Genomic DNA, 19,505 nt, shown 5'->3' on the forward strand with positions numbered 1-19,505 from the left:
GCGGAGGGCGGGCCGGGAAAATGCGTGCCTAGCAGAAATGGCGTCCGATCGCTTCCTGAAAGAGCTTGATGTGCACGCGCTCGTCCTGAATGATCCTGGCAAGCAGCGCCTTTACGTTGGGATCTGCGATTTGCTCGATGTGCCTTTGATACTGCGCAATCGCCGCGTATTCGGACGCAATGTCCATGTGCAGCCGCTCGCACAGGGTTTCTCCATAGGCGACACGGTCTGCGCACCAGGGCGTGGACGTTCCATAGACCGGCTTTTCGCCGAGCAGCAGAATCGCCTGCGCCAGCTTTTCCATGTGCATCATTTCCACGATGGCGGTCTTTTCGAGCATTTCCGCTACGTCCGGATATTGCCTCAGCGTGCTATGGTGGTACAGGTACTGGTTGACCGCCGTGAATTCGCTGGTTCCCCCGGCATAGTCCGCCATCAAAAGCTGGGCGGCGCAGGGATCGGGCTGTAAAACGGTTATTTCGGGATAGGGCGCGGGGTCTTGATAGCCTTCCCGATAGTGAATATCGCATTGAATGTCCTGCATGGCAATCCCTCCACAGGCGATTTGGGCGAAGCAGCCCCTGATATCCTATGGGCTGGGCCGGCCCTGCGTGAACGAAAGGGAAGATTGCAGGGAATTTTATCAACGGCATTGACAAAAGCATCGAAAAAGGGTATAATAATTTCCGCTGGTTCCAATTCTCTTGGAGAGATGGCCGAGCGGTTTATGGCGCTGGTCTTGAAAACCAGTGATACAGCAATGTACCGGGGGTTCGAATCCCTCTCTCTCCGCCATTTCCGAAAATCGCATACGTGCTTTTGACATGGAGAAGTACCCAAGAGGCCGAAGGGGCTCCCCTGCTAAGGGAGTAGTGTGCGAAAGCGCAGCCCGGGTTCAAATCCCGGCTTCTCCGCCAGAAAATCTACTAGCTTTTGATACAAAGCTAGTAGATTATTTTTTTGCCTTCAAAGCCCTGGACGCACGGGATTATAGGGAGCGTTTCGCCCGGTGATAGGGCGCACGCGTAAGATCAGGGGGAACCGGAGAGCTATTCAGCCTCCGGCCCCTTTTCCTTTTTATCCTTACAGGAGCTTGCGAAGGGAAGGGGAGGGCTCGAAAACGAAATTTTTGCTGAGCATTGAAGCGACGGCATGCAAGTATTTTGGCGACAGCATAGAAATGTGGGCAAGATAGGAATCTGCTGGCTTTAAAAATGAAACTAGCAGATTTTTTTTGAATTTTATAAGTTGCTTTTCGTATGGAATATTTAACAAAGTATTAGTGATTTTGGGTTCCAACAAAGACGCAGGAAATTGAAACATCCCATACTTTATTTTAGAAGGGGGATTTTATTGTCCTAATATCCATTTTAATTAAGTGTATCGGATGTAGATAAGATACCACTTCTTTTTGCTTCCTCTAGGAATTCAATAAACTCTCGCACGGTTGGGATTTCTTCTTTTCGTTTTACATTATCTAAAATCACTTGTGTTTCTGGGCTTCTGTGGGGGTTAGTGAACATATCACAGATCGCATCCTGCATATCTTTAAGAACTTGTTCAATCGGTTGTTTATGTTCAATAGCTATGGTGACGATAATTAGGTTATATTCTTCATCTGTCATAGTGTCTACCTCCAATAAAGTTTAATTTGAAATGAACTCGGATTCAGGTGAATAAGGCCATGTCGCATGGATTATGGCTTCGGTTGCTTCATCGTCACAGGATTCCGATCATAGTTTTACGAGACATCCACCTTTCTTTTACGCCTATATGAAGCACATTTTAACTTATATAGGCGTATTTATGCTATGCATTATATCATAAAGTGACGTAAAAAGGAATATGGTGTATTTTACGGCGTATGAATAAAAGGAAGAATCAGCTACAATTTGAGTTGAAAGAGGGCTGATAAAAGTGCCTATATCTTACAAGGTAATAGGAAGTCATCTTAGGCAAGTACGTAAGAAGGCGGGGCTAACGCAAGCGACGGTGGCCGAACGGCTTGATATTTCCGCAAAGCATTACGGACATATTGAACGTGGAGCTCGACCGATTTCTTTAGATATGTTGGGACAGCTTTGTGCTCTATATGCCATTCCGCTGGAAGCATTAGTAAAAGGTGCGTTGGTAGACGTGCCATTAGCAGAAATAAATGGAGAGACAATGGCAGATCATCAAATCGCCGGGATAATTAATATGATGCAGGGCTGTGATGCGAAAACATTGGATTTGCTTATGGAGATTGTGGATTCCGTAACTCGTTTCACTAAGGCGTAGGATTATGTCAAATAGAGAAGCGCTTCCGGGCGTTTCTTTTTTTTAACGGAACCATGTCTATCTGCATGGTTTAAATACATGGCAATACGCTTGTATAGATGAATGAAATACGCTCTTATAAGTGTTTCTGTAACTTATAGGTTTATTGAGCTACAAAATTCTTACCTGTACAATATGAATGTAAAGCTTAGGGGGTGGGTATATGCTATCGTATAGAAAGCTAGGCGTTAATATTCAAAAAGCTCGGCTCCGTCGCGGCTTGACACAGGAGACTGTTGCGACGAGCATGGGACTCACCCAAAACTACTATGGCCGATATGAACGGGGAGAGGTTCGACCTAGTTTAAACCGTCTATACGAGATTTGCGTGATTTTATCGACCCCCATAGAAGAAATGTTTCGTGGTACATATGATCCCAAAGAGTTCGACGAGCCTCTTCCGCCAGATATGACGGTGATGGGCATATCGCGTTTGATTGGTGGCTGTTCACCAAAGCATAAAGCGGTCATGTATCAACTATGTGAGGCCATTGCGGCACTTGAACGCGACGATGTAGAGTGACGTTTCCCCTCAGGTCAAATCATGAAGATAAAAATATAAGGGGCACGAAAAAATAAATTCGTGCCTCTTATTGTTACCCGTAAGCAATCACTTCTATAATATTTCTTGTTGGCGATTACGAAATCTCTTTAAATACGATAACCTGCTTTTAGCGCTCGACGACCAGCCGCCCTGCCTCGTCGAAGCGAACGGGGGACAGGAAGCCAACGCGCGCGTCGCCTGTCTGTTCCGTGCGGCCGTGATAGACGATGCACATTTCTTCGCCGTCCAGCTTCGCCATGCAGCTGTGGCCCGTGCCGGTGACGTGCCCGCCGCGCGCCAGAATGGGGTTTTCGGGCGCCTTGACGAACGGCCCCAGCGGCGATTGGGCTGTGGCATAGCCCACCGCGTAATCCGGGCCGCCGAAGAAATTGGCCGAGTAGGTGATGTAGTACGTATCGCCGCGCTTAAAGAGGTAGGAGCCCTCGTTCCAGCGGCGGCCGGTCGAGGCGGCGGAACGGTTTTCCCATTCCTGCTCCGGCAGGAGGAGCGCCTTCGGTTCGCCGATGACGCCCGAAAAGTCCGGCCGCAGCTCGACGCCGTAGATCCAGCTTTCTTCCCATTCGCCCACGCGGTGCTTGTAGCAGCAGCGCGAATAGTAGAGATAATAGCGCCCGTCCTCTTCGTACACGTTCGCGTCGATGATCGGGTAGCCCGGATCGAAGACCGGCTTGTCCGAGATGTCTTCAAACGGCCCCTCCGGCTTGTCCGATACGGCGACGCCGATGCGGAAGTTTTCCTCTTCTTCATTCGGGTTTTCGCGCCAGTTCGCGCTGTAAAAGAGGTAATAGCGGCCGCGGATGCGATAGCACTCCGGAGCCCAGAAGCAGCTCACGCCCCAGCGCGACCGCGAAGGGCCCATGGCGATTCCTAAATCCTCCCAAACGGTCAGATTTTCCGAACGGCGCACGCTGACCCCTTCGCCGTCCTCGCGGGTGCAGTAGAGGTAGAACCGTCCGTCGGTATCCCGCAGGAGAAAGGGGTCCGCCGCCTGAAAAGGAAACTCAATCGTCTTCAAGAAAACTCCCTCGCTTTTCTTTATGGATAGGCTAGAAACAGTGTACCATATTTTGCCCGGGGCGAAAACCGTATTTTCCGCATGAAAAGGACAAAAATCCGCAAAAAAAGGACGGCCAACCTTGCGGCGGACCGTCCAAACGGTTCATTCTTCTGTGAGGGCCGCGACGGCTTCCAGCAGGAATGCCGCGCATCCGGGGACTTCCCTGTCGTAGTAGGCGGTGAAGCGCGGGTCGGAGACGTACATCTGCGCGAGGCCCAGGTGCGCCTGCGGCGTATAGGAAGGCCAGGTAAAACCGAGCCATTCCCGGTGCAGGGCGGCGATGGCCCGCCCCTCTTCTCCGCCGGGCAAAACGCCCGTGCGAACGGCGTTTTGAAGGCGCTCGACGATTTGAACAGACAGATGCTCCATGCGCTGAATGTCCGCGTCGGATAGGCCCTTCAGCCGTTTATTGCTGGCGTTCACGGCATTATCTCCGTATTTTTCCCTGATTTCCGCGCCGTAACGCGCTTCGTTCTCTTCGATCATCTTTTCACGGTTCATGCTGGTTCCTTCTTCCTGCAGGAGCATTTGTTCCAGGCTGCCGATCATCCGGTCAAGGCGTGCGCGCTCCGCAAGGAGCGCCGCATGCTGGCTGGAAAGCGCTTCGCGTAGCGCCGCGTCCGGCGCGTTCAGCAGCCGCGCGATCGCCTCCAGGCTCATGCCGTAGGAGCGGTAAAGGGCGATTCGGCGCAGCGCTTCCAACTGATGGTCGCCGTATATTCGATAGCCGGAGGAATTGACGCGCAGGGGTGTGAAGAGCCCGATTTCGTCGTAATAGCGCAGCGTGCGCGCGCTGACGCCGGCTAAACGGCTGAAAGCCTGTATGCTCAGTTCCATCCGCGTTTCCTCCTTTATCGCTTGGCAGCCATTCCTGTTTCCTGCACGTTCAGGATACACCTTTACGTAGCGAGAAGGTCAAGCGGAATTTTTGCTTTTTTTCAGTTCAATGGTGCGTCACGTCGCCCGCCGCGCAAATTGCTGAAACGACGCGTTGGCCCGCCTCGCTTTGAAAGAACGCGTACGTGCTGTCGGGCACGAAGGGACGGATGGCGGGGACGCCTTGGGATTGAATCAGCCGCCGCACCCCGGAAGCGCTGATCGGTCCTTCGGGCCCTGACTTTCGCGGCACGACGACGCACTCGACGCCCGCCGGGGGCAGCGTCTCGCACAGCGCTTCATTATATAATTGTGTCGTATGGGAGAAGGGCTCTTCGCCCACGTAGCGGCGCGTCACCCCCAGCGCGGCGGCGATCCGCGCGAAGACCGCCGCGTCAAGCCGTGCGTGCGCGCGGGTCACCAGATCCGCTTCCTTTAGAAAGTAGGAGGGAAAGGTCGCGCTGGAGATCATGTATGCCCCGGAGGGCAGCACCGTCACGTTTTTCAGGTGCGCTGTGCCGGAACGCACCAGGGACAGGCGTGCGTCGAACGGCACGAGCGACGCGTCCTCCGACAGGACGAAGAGGAAGACGCGGGGGTTTTCCGCCGCCGCGCGCTCGACCAGGTATTGATGGCCGAGGGTGAAGGGGTTGGCGTTCATCACGACCGCCGCCGCCCCGGGCATTTTCATCGGGGCGAGAGAGGCGAGGTGGCGCGCAAACGCGCCGCGCCGGTTTTCCATGAAGACGACGCGGCCGTCCACCCGGGCGATTTCGGAAAAACCCAGATCAGAAAAGAAGCGCGCGGCATCGCACTTGGTGTAGAGGAAGAGGTGGTCGTAACCGCGTTCGTGCTCGACCTCGATCAGGTGCGTGACGATCTGGGCGAGCAGGCCCTCTCCGCGATGGCGTCCATCCACCGCCATGCAGCGCAGCGTCTGCTGAAAACACGAGCCGGTCGCGGCCAATTCGCCGTCCTCGTCGTAAAGCCCGACGGTGTAATCGAGGTGTTGATCGCGCGAAATTCCCTCGCGCTCGAGCAAAGCGTCCATCTCGCGGCGCGCGCGCCTGTCGCTGTCGTAGATGCGGGAAAGCTCGTACATGGGCGCTCCAACCTTTCTGCGTACATTTGTTATGCAAATCCCCTTGTCAAGCCTCTGACACAGAGCCATGGGATTTGCAGATCTTCGTCGGGAATGCAACCGGCAGCAAGCCGGTTTATTTCAGTATACCATGCTTTGACGCCGATGGCGAATAGGAAAGCGGTTATCGGGCACATAGGCAAAAAGCCATGGGCACGCGCCTTGCAAACCCGGCGGTCGTTTGCTACAATCCCTATAGAAGCGGATGAAAGGGGGCGGCGCGATGGAGGAGAGGCTATACGGATGCCCGGTCGGCGTCGCGGACATGATGGAGGCGCGGGAGGGGCGCGCCGCTGCGCAAAGGCGGCTTGTGCGGGCGCACGGCGCACCGCTCGTGTGCCTGACGATGAACATCGCGGGCCCCGTGAAGGTGACGCGGGAGATCGAGCGGGCGTTTGAAAACGCCCTGGAGGAAATCGAGGCCCAGATCCTGCGCGAGGGGTACGTGCGCGCGCGGGAGCAGGTGCGGGCGGTTACGGGGCTCGAGGCGTTTTTTGTCGTCGCGGGGGTCGGCGTGCAGCTGCTCAAGCGCCTGATGTGCGAAGTGGAAGACGCGTCGCGGGTCGGGCGCCTGCTCGACGCGGACGTGATCGGGCTGGATGGGGAAAAGCTCTCCCGTACGGACGTGGGCCTGCCGGTTCGGCGCTGCCTGCTGTGCGGAGAGGAAGCGCCACTGTGCGCCCGGAGCCGCGCGCACAGCGCGGAGGCGCTCTTTTCGCGCGCGGAGGAGATCATTCGCGAGGATTTGTCGGCACGCTATGCGCGCCGGGTTGGACAAAGCGCGCAGCGGGCGCTGCTGTACGAGGCGGCGGTGACGCCTAAGCCCGGTCTGGTGGATCGCGCGAACAGCGGCGCGCACCGGGACATGGACTTCTTTACATTTCTGGACAGCGCGGCGGTGCTGCCTTCCTATTTTGAAAATTGCGCGCGCGAGGGAATACGCCTGCACAGCCGCCGCCCGGCGGAGGTGTTCGAGGCGCTGCAGCGGCGCGGAGCGCGCGCGGAGCGGGCGATGCTCGCGGCGACGGGCGGCGTAAACACGCACAAGGGCGCGATCTTTTCCCTCGGCGTCGTCTGCGGGGCGCTGGGCATGCTGTACGGCAGACGGTCCGGGGAGTTGGAAGGGGCCGAAGCGGACGACGTGCTCGCCCTCTGCGGCGAGATGACGCACGAGGCCGTCTGCAAAAAGCTGTCCTCTCTGACCCTGGAGAACGCGCGCACGTTCGGGGAACGCCTGTATGTGGAGCACGGGCTTGCGGGCGTGCGGGGCGAGGCGGCGGCGGGCTTTCCCTCCGTAGCGCGGGCGTCGCTGCCCGCCTTTCGCGCGGCGCTCGCGGCGGGAAGAAGCGTGAACGACGCGGGCGTCGCGGCGCTGCTCGCCCTGATGGCGAACGCCGAGGACTCCAACGTCATCCGCCGCGGAGGGCTTGCGCGGGCGCGGGCGCTTATGCGCGAGGCGCAGACGGCGCATGTCCCGGATGTGGAGGCAATGGACCGCAGGCTGATCGAGGAAAACATCAGCCCGGGCGGCTGCGCGGATCTGCTGGCGGTGACCTTCCTGCTGTACTTCCTGCTGGAGGAATGAGCCCCGAAGGCGCGCAGTCAGGGCGGGAACTGGTTTCAAAATCAAAAGAGCGGCGCTCCCTGCAAAAGCGGGGAGCGCCGCGGTGTTTAAACGGACTTGCCGAGCTGCTGGCGGACGATGGAAAGAAAGTCCTCCATGAAGCGCGTGAAGTAGAGCCCCCTGCGGTAGCAGAGGTAAAAGTGGCGTTCGTAATCGTTGTTCTTGATGGGGTAGCAGTGCACGCGGTAAAGCAGGTCGCGGGACCCCGCGATGTAGACGTACGGGCAGATCATCACCGCGCCCGCGCGGGCGGCGACGTTCTTGCATGCCTCCAGGCTGTTGGATTCGAGTAGGATGGAGGGCTTCATCTGGTGCAGCTGGAAAAGCCTGTCCTGAATCGTGCGCACGCTGTGACCGGGGCAGAGGCAGACGAAGCGCTCGGAAGCCGCCTCGGTGATGTCGATGGGCGTGCCGTCCGGGATGCGCTGGGCGATGTCTGTGGAGCGGTCGGCCATCAGCACCAGCTGTTCGGTTTCCAGCAGAATGTATTCCAGCGCGCTGGGCTTTTCGTTGGTGGTGATGAGCGCGATGTCGCACTCGCCCTCGGTGGTGAGGCGCTCCAGCGTGTCCGAGCCGTGCTCGATCAGCTCGATCTTGACGTGCGGGTACTTGCGGGTGAACGGCGGGATGACGAGCGGGAGCAGCTGCAGCCCGCGCTGAATGGAGATGCCCAGGCGCAATCGCCCGTGCGTCTCCTTTTTCATTTCCTCAATTTCATTTTGTAGGTTGGTGGAAATGGTCATCACCTGCTGGACGGCCTTGACGTACAGCTCGCCCGCGTAGGTGAGGGCGAGCGGCTCGGTCGCCCGGTCGAAGATCGGCGCGCCGAGGTTTTGCTCGACCTGCTTGATCGTCTGGCTGAGGGAGGGCTGAGAGACGTATAGCTTTTTGGCAGCCGCGGTAATGCTGCCCTCGCGCAGCACGGCCAATACGTAGGACGCATGCTTTAGATTCATAGATACCTCACTCTGGGGCCGCGTGCGGGCAGATCATAATTTTTGCCTTATGCAAACCATAATGCAAAGAGTATTTGCTTTATGGCTAATTCTATATTATCATGAGATTGTAAAAAATACAAGAATTCTTTGTGAGCTGTGCATAAGCTCTTATGCCTCTGTTTTCATTCGTTTTGGCAGCCGGCGCGTCCGAGGGAAAGCGGCCGGTTCCAGATAAAACATTTTATGGGAGGGCTCAAACAATGAAGAAACTGGTATGTCTCGTACTGGCACTCGTCATGATGGCTTCCATGTGCCTGGCCGCGTCCGCGGAGGACTGGAAGTTCGAGCGCAAGATCGACATCGTGTGTCCGTGGGGCGTCGGCGGCGGCGCTGACTCCACCATCCGCCCGATGGCGCAGCTGCTCAGCGGCATCCTCGGCGTTCCGGTCGAAGTCGTGAACGTGGAAGGCGCGGGCGGCGTCAACGGCGTCGAGTACACCTACAAGCAGCCGGCCGACGGCTACACCTTCATGCTCGGCACGCAGAGCCTGTTCATGCAGGACATGCAGGGCACGACCTCTATGGACTTCAAGACCGAGTTCAAGCCGCTGAGCGTGCTGGTGCACTCGATCAACATCATCGCCGCTTCCAAGAAGAGCCTCGACCAGTTCGGCGTGACCAACTGGCAGGAGCTCTCCGAGTACGTGAAGGCGAATCCCTACGATGTTACCGTCGGCATGCTGACGGCGACCGGCGTGGACGGCGCATCGCTCGCGCAGGCGATCGAGGGCATGAACCTGCTGGAAGTCTCCTATGCGTCCGGTTCTGAGGTCAACTCCGCGCTGGTCGGCGGCCACTGCGCCCTCTCCATCTGCGGCACCGACGAAATTTCCGGCCTGATCGAGTCTGGCGACATCGTTCCGCTGCTGGCGCTGTGCGAGAACCGCATGAGCGTGTTCCCGGACATGCAGTGCTCCGGCGAGCTGGGCATCAACTCCTACATGGGCCCGTGGCGCGGCATCTTCGCGAAGACCGGCACCCCGCAGGAAGCCTGCGACGCCCTCGTCGCCGCGATTCAGCAGGCGCGCGAATCCCAGGAGTGGAAGGATTTCCTGCACACCGCCGCGTATGACGAGCGCAAAATCCCGGCCGAAGGCGAAGAACTGGATGCGTTCGTCGAGTCCGAGTACAAGGCGCTCTCCGATTACCTCAAGGAGCAGGGCGTGCTGACCAAGGACTACTACGCTGAGTAAGGTTCCCTTTATAAAATCTGTATGCGATACAAGCGGGAAAGAGGGGCATTTTACCCCTCTTTCCCCTGTAAGAGGGAGTTGAAGCGCATTGTTTGAACTCATCGTCAACATTCTTCTGTTCTTATTCCTGGGCTTTACGTTCTTCACCCACGTGCTGGAGGCCCCCGTGCCCGCCAAGGTGGCCAACAACCCCTACGCCCTTCAACCGGACGTGTGGCCGAAGACCATCATCGTTCTGCTCATGATCTGCCTGGTGGTCAACATGTACAAGATCATCAAGAAGAACAGGGGGAAGGAAGATTTCACCCTCAAGTATTTCTTCGCCTCCGTTCCCGGCTTCTTCAAGAGCAAGATGTTCCTGGGCATCGTGATCCTGGTCATCGCCTCGCTCGTGCTGGAGCTGCTGGGCTTCATGGTGACCAGCGCGCTGGTGCTTTTCTTCTACGGCCTGCTGCTGGGCGAGCGCAAGTACGCGCGCCTCGTGATCGCGTCGGTGCTCATCACGCTCGTGCTGTACATCGTGTTCAGCGGCCTTCTGAGCGTCAACCTGCCGCGCGGCACCGTTCCCTTCCTGCGCAACTTCGCGCTCTTCCTCGAAGGGTTGATTCCATAAGGAGGCGATTGGAAAATGAGTACGATGGAACTTCTGGCTTCCGGCTTTAGCGTCGTCTTTCAACCTCAAATGTTCATCATGGTCATCCTGGCGGTCATTTTGGGCACGATCTTCGGCGCGCTGCCCGGCGTCAGCGCTACGATGGCGGTCGCGCTGGGCCTGACCTTTACCTATACCATGGATCCGATCCCGGCGATCGTCTTCCTGGTCGCTATTTACTGCTCTTCCATCACCGGCGGTTCGATCACGGCCATCCTGTTCAAGATTCCGGGCGTGCCGTCCTCCGCGCCGACGACGTTCGATGGATATCCCATGGCGCAGCGCGGCGAGGCCGGCAAGGCGCTGGGCGTGGCGCTGATCGCGTCCGCCATCGGCGGCCTGTTCTCCGCGCTGTGCATGTTCCTGCTCAGCCAGCCGCTGACCGCGGCCGCGCTGCAGTTCGGGCCGAGCGACCTGTTCGCCGTGACCTTCATGGGCCTTTCGATCCTCACCTGCCTGGACGGCGATAACGTTCTGAAAACCGTCATCTCCGGCCTGCTGGGCCTGCTGCTGGCCTGTATCGGCCAGGATAAGATGTACGCCGTGCAGCGCATGACGTTCGGCAGCAAGCAGCTGCTCGCGGGCGTCGAGATGATCCCCGTGCTGATCGGCCTCTTCGCCGTAACCGAGGTGCTCAAGCAGACGAACAAGAAGGATCGCCTGAACGCCAAGGACGGCGTCGGCGGCGGCAAGGTCAACACGAAGATGCCCTCCTTCAAGGAGCTGTGGGGCATCAAGTGGCTGATGGCGCGCTGCTCCGTCGTGGGCACCGTGGTCGGCATCCTGCCGGGCGCGGGCGCGACGATCGCTTCCTTCCTGTGTTATACGATGGAGAACAAGGTCTCCAAGCACCCTGAAAAGTTCGGTACCGGCATCATCGACGGCGTCGCGGCCTCTGAGGCGGCGAACAACGCCGCGACCGGCGGCGCGATGGTTCCGCTGCTCTCTTTGGGCATCCCGGGCGGCAACGCCGCGGCGGTCATGATGTCCGCGCTCGTCCTCAAGGGCGTGCAGCTGGGGCCGCTGCTCCTCGTGAACCAGCCGACCTATCTTTCCGCGACGTTCGCTTCCATGATCATCACCAACATCGTCATGGTCGTCGTCGCGATCGGCATCGCGAAGGTGTTCGCGCAGATCCTCTCCATTCCGTATTCCTTCCTGGGGCCGATCATCATCATGCTGGCGGTCATCGGTTCCTACGCGACCCAGATGAGCATCGCGGACGTTCAGATCATGGTCATCGCGGGCATACTGGGCATCGTCGTCAAGGTTTGCCACTTCAACAGCGCCGCGCTGGTGCTCGGCCTTGTGCTGGGCGGCATGTGCGAATCCAACTTCTCCCGCGCTTATACGATGATGCGCGGCAGCCTGAAGGACATGTTCGTCCGCCCGATCGCGGGCCCGATCATGATCTTCTGCGTCGTGATGCTGCTCTGGCCGGTCGTCATGCCGATGATCAAAAAGCACAGGGCTTCCAAGGACGGCCAGACGGACGCAAAGGCGTAAACTCCGGGGCTCCAGGGAGCGCCGCAGCGCTCCTTTCAGCCATATACTCCCTCCCTCGCCCGCATGGCGCATAGGTAATGGACGATGCCATGCGCCATGCGGGTTCTTTTGTGGGCGCAAACGGGAATGCAGGCCGGGGCACCGGCTGAAACGTGATAGAGAAAGAAGGCTGATGGAATGCAGGTATTGAAACCGGCAGTCGCAGGCACGCTCGAATCCAGCGACGTTCAGATTTCCATCGAACCGGGCGACGCGGGCATCGAGCTGACGCTGCGCTCGAGCGTAATCAACCAATACGGACGCCAGATCAAGGCGACCGTGCTCCAAACGCTGGACACCCTGGGCGTGAAGGACGCGCGCGTGGACGTGGTGGACAAGGGCGCGCTGGACTGCACGATCAAGGCGCGCGTGGAGTGCGCCGTGTATCGCGCCGCGGGCGTGACCGAGGGCTATCCGTGGGGAGGTGCGATCAGGTAATGGCACCGAATCCGAATTTAAAGCGGCTTCGCCGTACGATGATGTTCCTTTCCGCGCAGAAGCCAAGCCTCATCAAGGACGCATACATTTATGGCTGCGACAGCCTGATGTTCGACCTGGAGGACGCCGTGGCGGAAAACCAGAAGGACGCGGCGCGCTTCTCGCTTTACCACACGCTGACGACGATCGACTACGGCGCCACCGAGCGCATCGTGCGCATCAACGGTCTGGACACGCCCCACTGGAAGGAAGACATCCGCGTTTGCGTGGCGGCGGGCTGCGACGGCATCCGCATCGCCAAGACGGAGCGCGCGCAGGACGTGTGGGACGTGGTGGAGCGCATCGAACTTGCGGAAAAGGAGTTTGGCAAAGAGCCCGGCTCCACGCTGGTCATGTCCGCGCTGGAAAGCCCGCTGGGCATCATCAACTCCTATGAAATCTGCAAGGCCGCGCCGGATCGCATGCTGGGCGTCGCCATCTCGGGCGGCGATTACCGCCGCTGCCTGCAGACGGGCGTCTCCAAGACCGGCATTGAAATGATCGGCGGGCGCGCGCAGATGATCATCTCCGCGCGCGCGGCAGGCGTGCAGTGCTTCGACACGGTCTTCACCGACCTGGACGACATGGAGGGCTTCCGTCAGGAGGTCATTCAGAACAAGGAAATGGGCTTTGACGGCAAGTCGCTCATCAGCCCTAAGCAGATCAAGATCGTCCACGAAATCTTCACCCCGACGCAGAAGGAGATTTTGCGCGCGGAGAAGATCGTGCGCGCCGTATACGAGAACAAGGCAAAGGGCATCGGCGTGTTCACGGTGGACGGCAAGATGATCGACATCGCATTCCTGGAGGGCGCCGAGCGCACGATCAAGCTGGCGAAGGCCTCCGGCGTGTATGAGGGGGATCTGTGAGATGCTGAATAAAGTGAAACGCGACATCCCGGACGAGCTGCTCGCGGGCGGCAGGGAGGTCTTTCAGGGCGCAAACGTGAAAAGCGGCCGGGAATATCAAAAGGTCGGCCCGAAGGTTCGAAGCTACGAGCGCCCGCAGGAGAGCAAGATCGTCTCTTCCATCCGCGAGGCTATCGTAAACTGTGGTCTTTGCGACGGCATGACGATTTCCTTCCACCATCACTTCCGCGATGGCGATTACATCGTGAACCTGGTGATGGAAGAGATCGTGAAGCTGGGCATCAGGGACATCACCATCGCCGCTTCCTCGATGGGCACGGCCCACGACCCGGTGGCGGATTACATCGAGCAGGGCATCGTAACGGGCCTTCAGACCAGCGGCATCCGCGGGCGCATGGGCGAGGTGGTCTCGCATGGGAAGCTGAAGACACCGGCGATCCTGCGCAGCCACGGCGCGCGCGTGCGCGCGATCGAGTCGGGCGAGGTGCACATCGACGTCGCTTTCATCGGCGCGCCGACGGCGGACTGCTACGGCAACGCGCGCGGCAAGGGCGGCAAGAGCGACTGCGGCGTGCTCTCCTACGCGATGGTGGACGCCAAGTATGCGGACAAGGTCGTCGTGATTACCGACACGCTGGTCGATTTCCCGAACTTTCCGCCGTCTATCGAGGCGGTGGACGTGGACTGCGTCGTCGTCGTGGACGAGATCGGCAACCCCAAGAAGATCGCTTCGCAGGCGGCCCGCCTGTCGCAGGACCCGCGCGACCTGATGATGGCGGAAAACTGCGTCAAGGTCATGGCGGCGACGCCCTACTTCAAGGACGGCTTTTCCTTCCAGACCGGCGCGGGCGGCCCTTCGCTGGCAGCGAACCGATTCCTCGAGCCGCTGCTCGTGGAAAAGGGAATCAAGCTCAGCTGGATCATCGGAGGGATCACGCAGCCTGCGGTGGACTTGCTCGAGAAGGGGCTCGTCGGCTGCATCGTGGATGCGCAGGACTTTGACGTGCCCAGCGTGCAGAGCGTACACACGAACCCGAACCACTACGAGATTTCGACCAGTCAGTACGCGAACCCGGCCAACAAGGGCGCGTTCGTCAACAAGCTGGATTTCGTGATCCTCGCGGCGCTTGAGATCGACACGGACTTTAACGTCAACGTCATCACCGGCTCGGACGGCGTGCTGCGCGGAGCGCCGGGCGGACACCCGGATGCGGCGGCCGGCGCGAAGTGCTGCATCATCGTCACCCCCCTGGTGCGCGGACGCATGCCCACCGTGTGCGAGCACGTGGTCACCGTGACGACCCCCGGCGAGACGGTGGACGTGCTGGTCACCGATTACGGCATCGCGGTCAATCCGCTGCGCGCGGATCTTGCCAAGTGCCTGGACGACGCGGGCATTCCGCACGTGAGCATTGAGTCGCTCAAGGAACGGGCTTACAGTATCGTGGGCCGCCCTGACCCGGTGGAATTTGACGATCAGGTCGTCGCCATCATGGAAGCGCGCGACGGAACGATTCTGGACGTGGTGCGCAAGGTCAAACCGGTCGAGATTTAACGGAGAAGCCGGGCGGGCACGCCTTCTGAATGTATCTCCGCCTGGCTTGCGATCCCGCCGGTTTGCCCGGCGGGTATTTTTAATGGAAGAAAGATTGCATGCCGCGACGGGGCCGGGGAACGTGCGGCGCGAAAACGGACATTTGTAAATGGAAGCGGGGATGCCCGCATCCTGTCGAAAGGGGCGCTGCCGCATGGACTTTCGGGAGCTTCGCTATGTGCTTTCGGTCGCCAGCCATCAGAATTTGACGCGCGCGGCGCAGGAGCTCTACATCTCCCAGCCGTCGCTGAGCAAGTACCTGCAAAATCTGGAGCGCACGACGGGCATGCGGCTCTTCGACCGGCAGGGAAACCGTCTGCGACTGACCTACGCGGGCGAGCGCTACGTGCGCTACGCCAGGCAGATGCTCCTGATGAAGCGCGATATGGACGAGGAACTGGGCGAGATCGCCAGGGAGGAGCGCGGACGCATCCGCGTCGCGATTCCCATCCTGCGCAGTTCTTACCTGATGCCGCGCGCGCTGGTCGACTTTGAGGCTGCGTATCCGGGTGTCGAGGTGGAGCTGCTGGAGCAGCCGTCCGCCGTGCTGGAACGGATGCTGCTGTCGGGCGAAGCGGACGTGGCGCTCATGAACCGGCCAGAAGCGGATGAAGCGCTCGAGTGCGAGGTGCTCGCGCAGGAGGAGATCGTGCTCGTGGCAGAGGCCGAGCCGCTGCCCGAGAAAAAAGCGGGCTCGGACGATGCGGCGCGCAGGGAGCTCGCGGATTTCGCGCAGGCACGCTTTATCCTCAACCACGAAGACCAGCGTACCGGGCAGATCGGTCGGATGCTGCTGCGCCGCGCGGGCATCGAGCCCCGCATTCTGCTTTCAACCCGCAGTGTGGAGGGCGCGGCGGCCATGGCGGCGCAGGGGCTGGGCCTCGCCTTCACCCCGGACACGCACCTGAAGCACATGCACCTTACGCCGCAGCCGCGCTGCATTCGCCTGAGCGATCCGGCGGCGCGCAGCGAGTTCGTGGCCGCCTTCCGTAGGGGGGCGTTCAGGCCCGGCTACCTGCGTGCTTTTATTGAAGCGGTGCGAAATGCCATGCAGTAAACGCATGAAATCTATGGGAATTATGTATTGGACGCGCGGCAAACCGGGCGGTATACTGATCGTAACAAAGCGGCCCGACGGGCCGCGCGACAGAAAGAGGGGGACAGCGCATGGTCAAATTATATGACGGAGGCGTATTCCTGAAGGACGGCAAGGAGATCCTGGAGGCGCGCGAAGGCGAGCGGCAGGGACTTGACCGCGAGACGGCGCGCAGGGGCACGATGGCCTACGGCATCCTGCAGGCGCACAACCGGAGCGGCGACGCGCAAAAGCTGAACGTATCCTTCGACGCGATGGCCAGCCACGACATCACGTTCGTCGGCATCATTCAGACGGCGCGCGCGTCGGGCCTCACGAAGTTCCCGATACCCTACGTGCTCACCAACTGCCACAACAGCCTGTGCGCGGTCGGCGGCACGATCAACGAGGACGACCACATGTTCGGCCTGAGTGCGGCGCGCAAGTACGGCGGCGTCTACGTGCCCCCGCACATGGCGGTCATCCATCAGTACATGCGCGAGATGTACGCGGGCTGCGGCAAGATGATCCTCGGCTCGGACAGCCATACGCGCTACGGCGCGCTGGGCACCCTGGCGGTGGGCGAGGGCGGCGGCGAGCTGGTCAAGCAGTTGCTGTGCAAGACATGGGACATCGATTATCCGGGCGTCGTGGGCGTGTATCTGACGGGCAAGCCGAACCCCGGCGTGGGCCCGCAGGACGTAGCGCTGGCGATCATCGGCGCGGTGTACGAGCGCGGCTACGTCAAGAACCGCGTGATGGAGTTCGTCGGAGACGGTATTTCGAACCTTTCGATGGACTTCAGGAACGGCATCGACGTGATGACGACGGAGACGACCTGTCTTTCCTCCATCTGGCGCACGGACGAGCGCACGCAGCGGTTCCTCGCGGTGCACGGCCGCCCGGAAGAATACCGGGAGCTGAACCCGGCCCCCGTCGCCTATTACGACGGCATGGTGTACGTAGACCTTGCGTCCGTGAAGCCGATGATCGCCCTGCCGATGCATCCCTCCAACGTATACGAAATCGAGGCGCTGCTTGAAAACCCCGGCGACATCCTGCGCGAGACGGAGAAGAAGTGCGCTTCGCTGCTGGAAGGCACGGGCGTGAGCCTGACGCTTACCGATAAGGTGGAAAACGGCCGCATCCGCGTCGACCAGGGCGTGATCGCGGGCTGCGCGGGCGGCACCTACGAAAACCTGTGCGCGGCGGCCTCCATCCTGCGCGGGCAGAGCTGCGGGAACGGCCGCTACGCGCTCAGCGTCTATCCCTCCAGCCAGCCGGTCATGCAGCGGCTGATCGAGATTGGCGATATTTCCACCTTCATCGCCGCGGGTGCGACGATTCGCACGGCGTTCTGCGGGCCGTGCTTTGGCGCGGGCGACGTGCCGATGAACGGCGGCCTTTCAATTCGCCATACGACGCGCAACTTCCCCAACCGCGAGGGCTCCAAGCCTGCGAACGGGCAGATCGCGTCGGTCGCGCTGATGGACGCCCGCTCCATCGCCGCCTCGAGCGCGGCGGGCGGCTATCTGACGCCGGCGGACGCGCTGGACGTGACCTACGACGTGCCGGAATACACGTTCGACGACGCGGCGTACAAGAGCCGCATCTACAGCGGCTGGGGCTGCCCGAAGGATCAGGAAAAGCTGATCTTCGGCCCGAACATCAAGGACTGGCCGCAGATGAGCCCGCTCGGCGAACACCTGCTGCTGCGCGTGGCCTCGCTGATCGAGGATCCGGTGACCACGACGGACGAGCTGATTCCCTCGGGCGAGACGAGCTCGTTCCGCTCCAATCCGCTGGGACTTGCCGAATTCACCCTTTCGCGCAAGGATCCGGCGTACGTAGGCCGCGCCAAGGCGGTTCGCGCGCTGGAAGAGGAGCGCAGGGAGCGGGGGAGCGTGCCTGAAATCGCCTCCGTGCTCGAGGCGGCGCGGCGGGTGCCGGGCTGCGAACAGCTCACGGAGCAGGAGATCACGATCGGCTCCTGCGTGTACGCGGTACGCCCGGGCGACGGCTCGGCGCGTGAGCAGGCCGCGAGCTGCCAGCGCGTGCTGGGCGGCGCGGCGAACATCGCGGTCGAATACGCGACGAAGCGCTATCGCTCCAACCTGATGAACTGGGGCATGATTCCCTTCCTCATGGAGGATAAGCCCGCGTTTAAGGTGGACGACTACATCCTCGTGCCGAACGTGCGCGAGGCCGTGCTGGGCGATACCACGCACATCGACGCCTACGTGTTGGGCAGAGAAAATCGAAAGATAACGCTCTCCATCGCGGAGATGACGCCCTCGGAGCGCCAGATCATCCTGGACGGCTGCCTGATCAACCATTACAGGAAGTAACGGTAAGCGCCGCCTTACGGCCTTCGCGCAGGGAATGCATTCCCTTGCGCCAGGCTGGAAGGCGGTGCCTTTCTGCGCTTTGGCGGCGAGTGCGGGAGATCGTGGACGCGGCGACCGGGTTACGGGATTTTGCAGAGGCGAAAGCGGCTTTGCGGTAGTACGGGCTGGCGCGGCAAGTCCGTTCTGCGAATTCCGAACCGTCGGAAAGCCGAGCATTTTGCCGCCAAACATGGTATAATAGAGCGCATGTTTCAAAGGGAAAGGAAGCACCAAACGAATGAAAAAGGAACAGATGCGCAATTCACTTCTACTGCTCCTGACGGCGGCGATTTGGGGCGTCGCCTTCGTGGCCCAAAGCGTGGGCATGGATTATGTCGGCCCTTTTACCTTCAACGGCGTGCGCAGCCTGATCGGCGGCATCGTGCTGCTTCCGCTCGTGCTCGGCAAGAAACGCAGAGCGGATGCGGCCAAGGTGGGCCCGGCGGACCGGCGAACGCTGCTGCTGGGCGGCGTTCTTTGCGGCGCGGTGCTCTTTGCGGCCAGCAGCCTTCAGCAGATCGGCATCCAGTATACGACCGTGGGTAAGGCGGGGTTCATTACAGCCTGCTATATCGTCATCGTGCCGCTGCTGGGCCTCGCCTTCGGAAAGCGCTGCGGTCTGTTTACGTGGCTTGCGGTCGCGCTGGCGCTGCTCGGGCTCTATCTTCTGTGCATCACGGAGACGCTCTCCGTCGGCAAGGGGGATCTGCTGATGCTGGGGTGCGCGCTGCTCTTCTCGGTGCACATTCTGGTGATCGACTTCTTTTCGCCTCGTGTGGATGGGGTCGCGATGTCCTGCATCCAGTTCTTCGTCTGCGCGCTGCTCAGCGCCGTGCCGGTGTTTGTAGGGGAGCGGCCGCAGATCTCTGCGATTCTCGCGGCCTGGGCGCCGGTGCTCTACGCGGGCGTGCTCTCCTGCGGCGTGGCGTATACGCTGCAAATCGTAGGTCAGAAGGGCATGAACCCGACGGTGGCTTCCCTCATTTTAAGCCTGGAATCGTGCATCTCCGTCCTCGCGGGCTGGCTGATCCTCGGCCAGCGGCTGAGCGGGAGGGAAATTCTCGGCTGCCTGGTGATGTTCGCCGCCATTGTGCTCGCGCAGCTTCCCCAAAAGCGTTTAAAGGCGTAGAGGA

At 60.1% G+C, this 19,505-nt stretch carries 18 protein-coding genes and 2 tRNA genes; 14 read left to right on the plus strand and 6 right to left on the minus strand.

Going from position 1 to position 19,505, the window contains the following annotated elements:
• Positions 1-28: 28 nt before the first annotated feature.
• Positions 29-544, minus strand: a complete 516-nt coding sequence (locus tag C1725_RS06535) for a manganese catalase family protein (protein ID WP_102410845.1) — start codon at positions 542-544, stop codon at positions 29-31.
• Positions 545-706: 162 nt separating this feature from the next.
• On the opposite strand from C1725_RS06535, the gene C1725_RS06540 reads away from it, so the two are divergent.
• A tRNA-Ser gene (locus C1725_RS06540) sits at positions 707-795 on the plus strand.
• 31 nt (positions 796-826) lie between these two features.
• Positions 827-917 (plus strand) — tRNA-Ser (locus C1725_RS06545).
• 453 nt (positions 918-1,370) lie between these two features.
• Here C1725_RS06545 and C1725_RS06550 read toward each other — a convergent pair.
• Positions 1,371-1,625, minus strand: a complete 255-nt coding sequence (locus tag C1725_RS06550; protein WP_102410846.1) for a hypothetical protein — start codon at positions 1,623-1,625, stop codon at positions 1,371-1,373.
• 292 nt (positions 1,626-1,917) lie between these two features.
• Between C1725_RS06550 and C1725_RS06555 the strand changes: the two genes are divergently transcribed.
• Positions 1,918-2,280, plus strand: coding sequence for a helix-turn-helix domain-containing protein (locus C1725_RS06555; protein WP_346026413.1), 363 nt, complete (start codon positions 1,918-1,920; stop codon positions 2,278-2,280).
• Positions 2,281-2,482: 202 nt separating this feature from the next.
• A complete protein-coding gene (locus C1725_RS06560) occupies positions 2,483-2,842 on the plus strand; it encodes a helix-turn-helix domain-containing protein (RefSeq protein WP_102410848.1) in 360 nt (119 codons plus the stop codon).
• A 148-nt stretch (positions 2,843-2,990) separates the two neighbouring features.
• Here C1725_RS06560 and C1725_RS06565 read toward each other — a convergent pair whose 3' ends face one another.
• From C1725_RS06565 to citC, 3 genes are all read right to left on the minus strand, one after another.
• Positions 2,991-3,899 carry a glycoside hydrolase family 43 protein gene (locus C1725_RS06565; protein WP_346026414.1) on the minus strand — a complete coding sequence of 303 codons (909 nt, stop codon included), beginning with the start codon at positions 3,897-3,899 and terminating at the stop codon, positions 2,991-2,993.
• A gap of 144 nt (positions 3,900-4,043) precedes the next feature.
• A complete protein-coding gene (locus tag C1725_RS06570) occupies positions 4,044-4,778 on the minus strand; it encodes a TipAS antibiotic-recognition domain-containing protein (protein ID WP_102410850.1) in 735 nt (244 codons plus the stop codon).
• Positions 4,779-4,884: 106 nt separating this feature from the next.
• Positions 4,885-5,919, minus strand: coding sequence for a [citrate (pro-3S)-lyase] ligase (gene citC / locus C1725_RS06575; protein WP_102410851.1), 1,035 nt, complete (start codon positions 5,917-5,919; stop codon positions 4,885-4,887).
• Positions 5,920-6,181: 262 nt separating this feature from the next.
• On the opposite strand from citC, the gene citX reads away from it, so the two are divergent.
• On the plus strand, positions 6,182-7,543 hold the full coding sequence (gene citX / locus C1725_RS06580; RefSeq protein WP_346026415.1) for a citrate lyase holo-[acyl-carrier protein] synthase: 1,362 nt from the start codon (positions 6,182-6,184) through the stop codon (positions 7,541-7,543).
• Positions 7,544-7,629: 86 nt separating this feature from the next.
• On the opposite strand, the gene C1725_RS06585 is transcribed toward citX, so the two are convergent.
• Entirely contained in the window at positions 7,630-8,538 is a 909-nt protein-coding gene (locus C1725_RS06585) for a LysR substrate-binding domain-containing protein (RefSeq protein WP_102410853.1), read from the minus strand.
• 242 nt (positions 8,539-8,780) lie between these two features.
• Here C1725_RS06585 and C1725_RS06590 point away from each other — a divergent pair, with 242 nt between their 5' ends.
• The 9 genes from C1725_RS06590 (at position 8,781) to C1725_RS06630 (ending at position 19,501) form a co-directional block, all read left to right on the plus strand.
• Positions 8,781-9,773 (plus strand): Bug family tripartite tricarboxylate transporter substrate binding protein, encoded by a 993-nt coding sequence (locus C1725_RS06590; protein WP_346026416.1) that lies wholly within the window; start codon positions 8,781-8,783, stop codon positions 9,771-9,773.
• An 88-nt stretch (positions 9,774-9,861) separates the two neighbouring features.
• On the plus strand, positions 9,862-10,386 hold the full coding sequence (locus tag C1725_RS06595) for a tripartite tricarboxylate transporter TctB family protein (protein ID WP_102410855.1): 525 nt from the start codon (positions 9,862-9,864) through the stop codon (positions 10,384-10,386).
• 15 nt (positions 10,387-10,401) lie between these two features.
• Positions 10,402-11,931, plus strand: a complete 1,530-nt coding sequence (locus tag C1725_RS06600; protein ID WP_102410856.1) for a tripartite tricarboxylate transporter permease — start codon at positions 10,402-10,404, stop codon at positions 11,929-11,931.
• 177 nt (positions 11,932-12,108) lie between these two features.
• Positions 12,109-12,408 carry a citrate lyase acyl carrier protein gene (gene citD, locus C1725_RS06605; RefSeq protein ID WP_102410857.1) on the plus strand — a complete coding sequence of 100 codons (300 nt, stop codon included), beginning with the start codon at positions 12,109-12,111 and terminating at the stop codon, positions 12,406-12,408.
• Entirely contained in the window at positions 12,408-13,316 is a 909-nt protein-coding gene (locus C1725_RS06610) for an aldolase/citrate lyase family protein (protein WP_102410858.1), read from the plus strand. The genes citD and C1725_RS06610 overlap by 1 nt, the downstream gene beginning before the upstream one ends.
• Before the next feature lies 1 nt (position 13,317).
• Positions 13,318-14,871 carry a citrate lyase subunit alpha gene (citF, locus tag C1725_RS06615; RefSeq protein ID WP_102410859.1) on the plus strand — a complete coding sequence of 518 codons (1,554 nt, stop codon included), beginning with the start codon at positions 13,318-13,320 and terminating at the stop codon, positions 14,869-14,871.
• Between the two features lie 193 nt (positions 14,872-15,064).
• Positions 15,065-15,967, plus strand: a complete 903-nt coding sequence (locus tag C1725_RS06620; protein WP_346026417.1) for a LysR family transcriptional regulator — start codon at positions 15,065-15,067, stop codon at positions 15,965-15,967.
• Positions 15,968-16,077: 110 nt separating this feature from the next.
• Positions 16,078-18,333 (plus strand): hydratase, encoded by a 2,256-nt coding sequence (locus C1725_RS06625; RefSeq protein WP_102410861.1) that lies wholly within the window; start codon positions 16,078-16,080, stop codon positions 18,331-18,333.
• 277 nt (positions 18,334-18,610) lie between these two features.
• On the plus strand, positions 18,611-19,501 hold the full coding sequence (locus C1725_RS06630) for an EamA family transporter (RefSeq protein WP_102410862.1): 891 nt from the start codon (positions 18,611-18,613) through the stop codon (positions 19,499-19,501).
• Positions 19,502-19,505: the final 4 nt, after the last annotated feature.

Origin of the sequence: Beduinella massiliensis (assembly GCF_900199405.1) — a bacterium.
GTDB classification, from domain to species: Bacteria; Bacillota; Clostridia; order Christensenellales; family Aristaeellaceae; genus Beduinella; species Beduinella massiliensis.

Coding starts and splice junctions, on each gene's coding strand:
- C1725_RS06535 (WP_102410845.1), bottom strand. CDS start 544: ATGCAGGACATTCAATGCGATATTCACTATCGGGAAGGCTATCAAGAC.
- C1725_RS06550 (WP_102410846.1), bottom strand. CDS start 1,625: ATGACAGATGAAGAATATAACCTAATTATCGTCACCATAGCTATTGAA.
- C1725_RS06560 (WP_102410848.1), top strand. CDS start 2,483: ATGCTATCGTATAGAAAGCTAGGCGTTAATATTCAAAAAGCTCGGCTC.
- C1725_RS06570 (WP_102410850.1), bottom strand. CDS start 4,778: ATGGAACTGAGCATACAGGCTTTCAGCCGTTTAGCCGGCGTCAGCGCG.
- citC (WP_102410851.1), bottom strand. CDS start 5,919: ATGTACGAGCTTTCCCGCATCTACGACAGCGACAGGCGCGCGCGCCGC.
- citX (WP_346026415.1), top strand. CDS start 6,182: ATGGAGGAGAGGCTATACGGATGCCCGGTCGGCGTCGCGGACATGATG.
- C1725_RS06585 (WP_102410853.1), bottom strand. CDS start 8,538: ATGAATCTAAAGCATGCGTCCTACGTATTGGCCGTGCTGCGCGAGGGC.
- C1725_RS06590 (WP_346026416.1), top strand. CDS start 8,781: ATGAAGAAACTGGTATGTCTCGTACTGGCACTCGTCATGATGGCTTCC.
- C1725_RS06600 (WP_102410856.1), top strand. CDS start 10,402: ATGAGTACGATGGAACTTCTGGCTTCCGGCTTTAGCGTCGTCTTTCAA.
- citD (WP_102410857.1), top strand. CDS start 12,109: ATGCAGGTATTGAAACCGGCAGTCGCAGGCACGCTCGAATCCAGCGAC.
- C1725_RS06610 (WP_102410858.1), top strand. CDS start 12,408: ATGGCACCGAATCCGAATTTAAAGCGGCTTCGCCGTACGATGATGTTC.
- citF (WP_102410859.1), top strand. CDS start 13,318: ATGCTGAATAAAGTGAAACGCGACATCCCGGACGAGCTGCTCGCGGGC.
- C1725_RS06620 (WP_346026417.1), top strand. CDS start 15,065: ATGGACTTTCGGGAGCTTCGCTATGTGCTTTCGGTCGCCAGCCATCAG.
- C1725_RS06625 (WP_102410861.1), top strand. CDS start 16,078: ATGGTCAAATTATATGACGGAGGCGTATTCCTGAAGGACGGCAAGGAG.
- C1725_RS06630 (WP_102410862.1), top strand. CDS start 18,611: ATGAAAAAGGAACAGATGCGCAATTCACTTCTACTGCTCCTGACGGCG.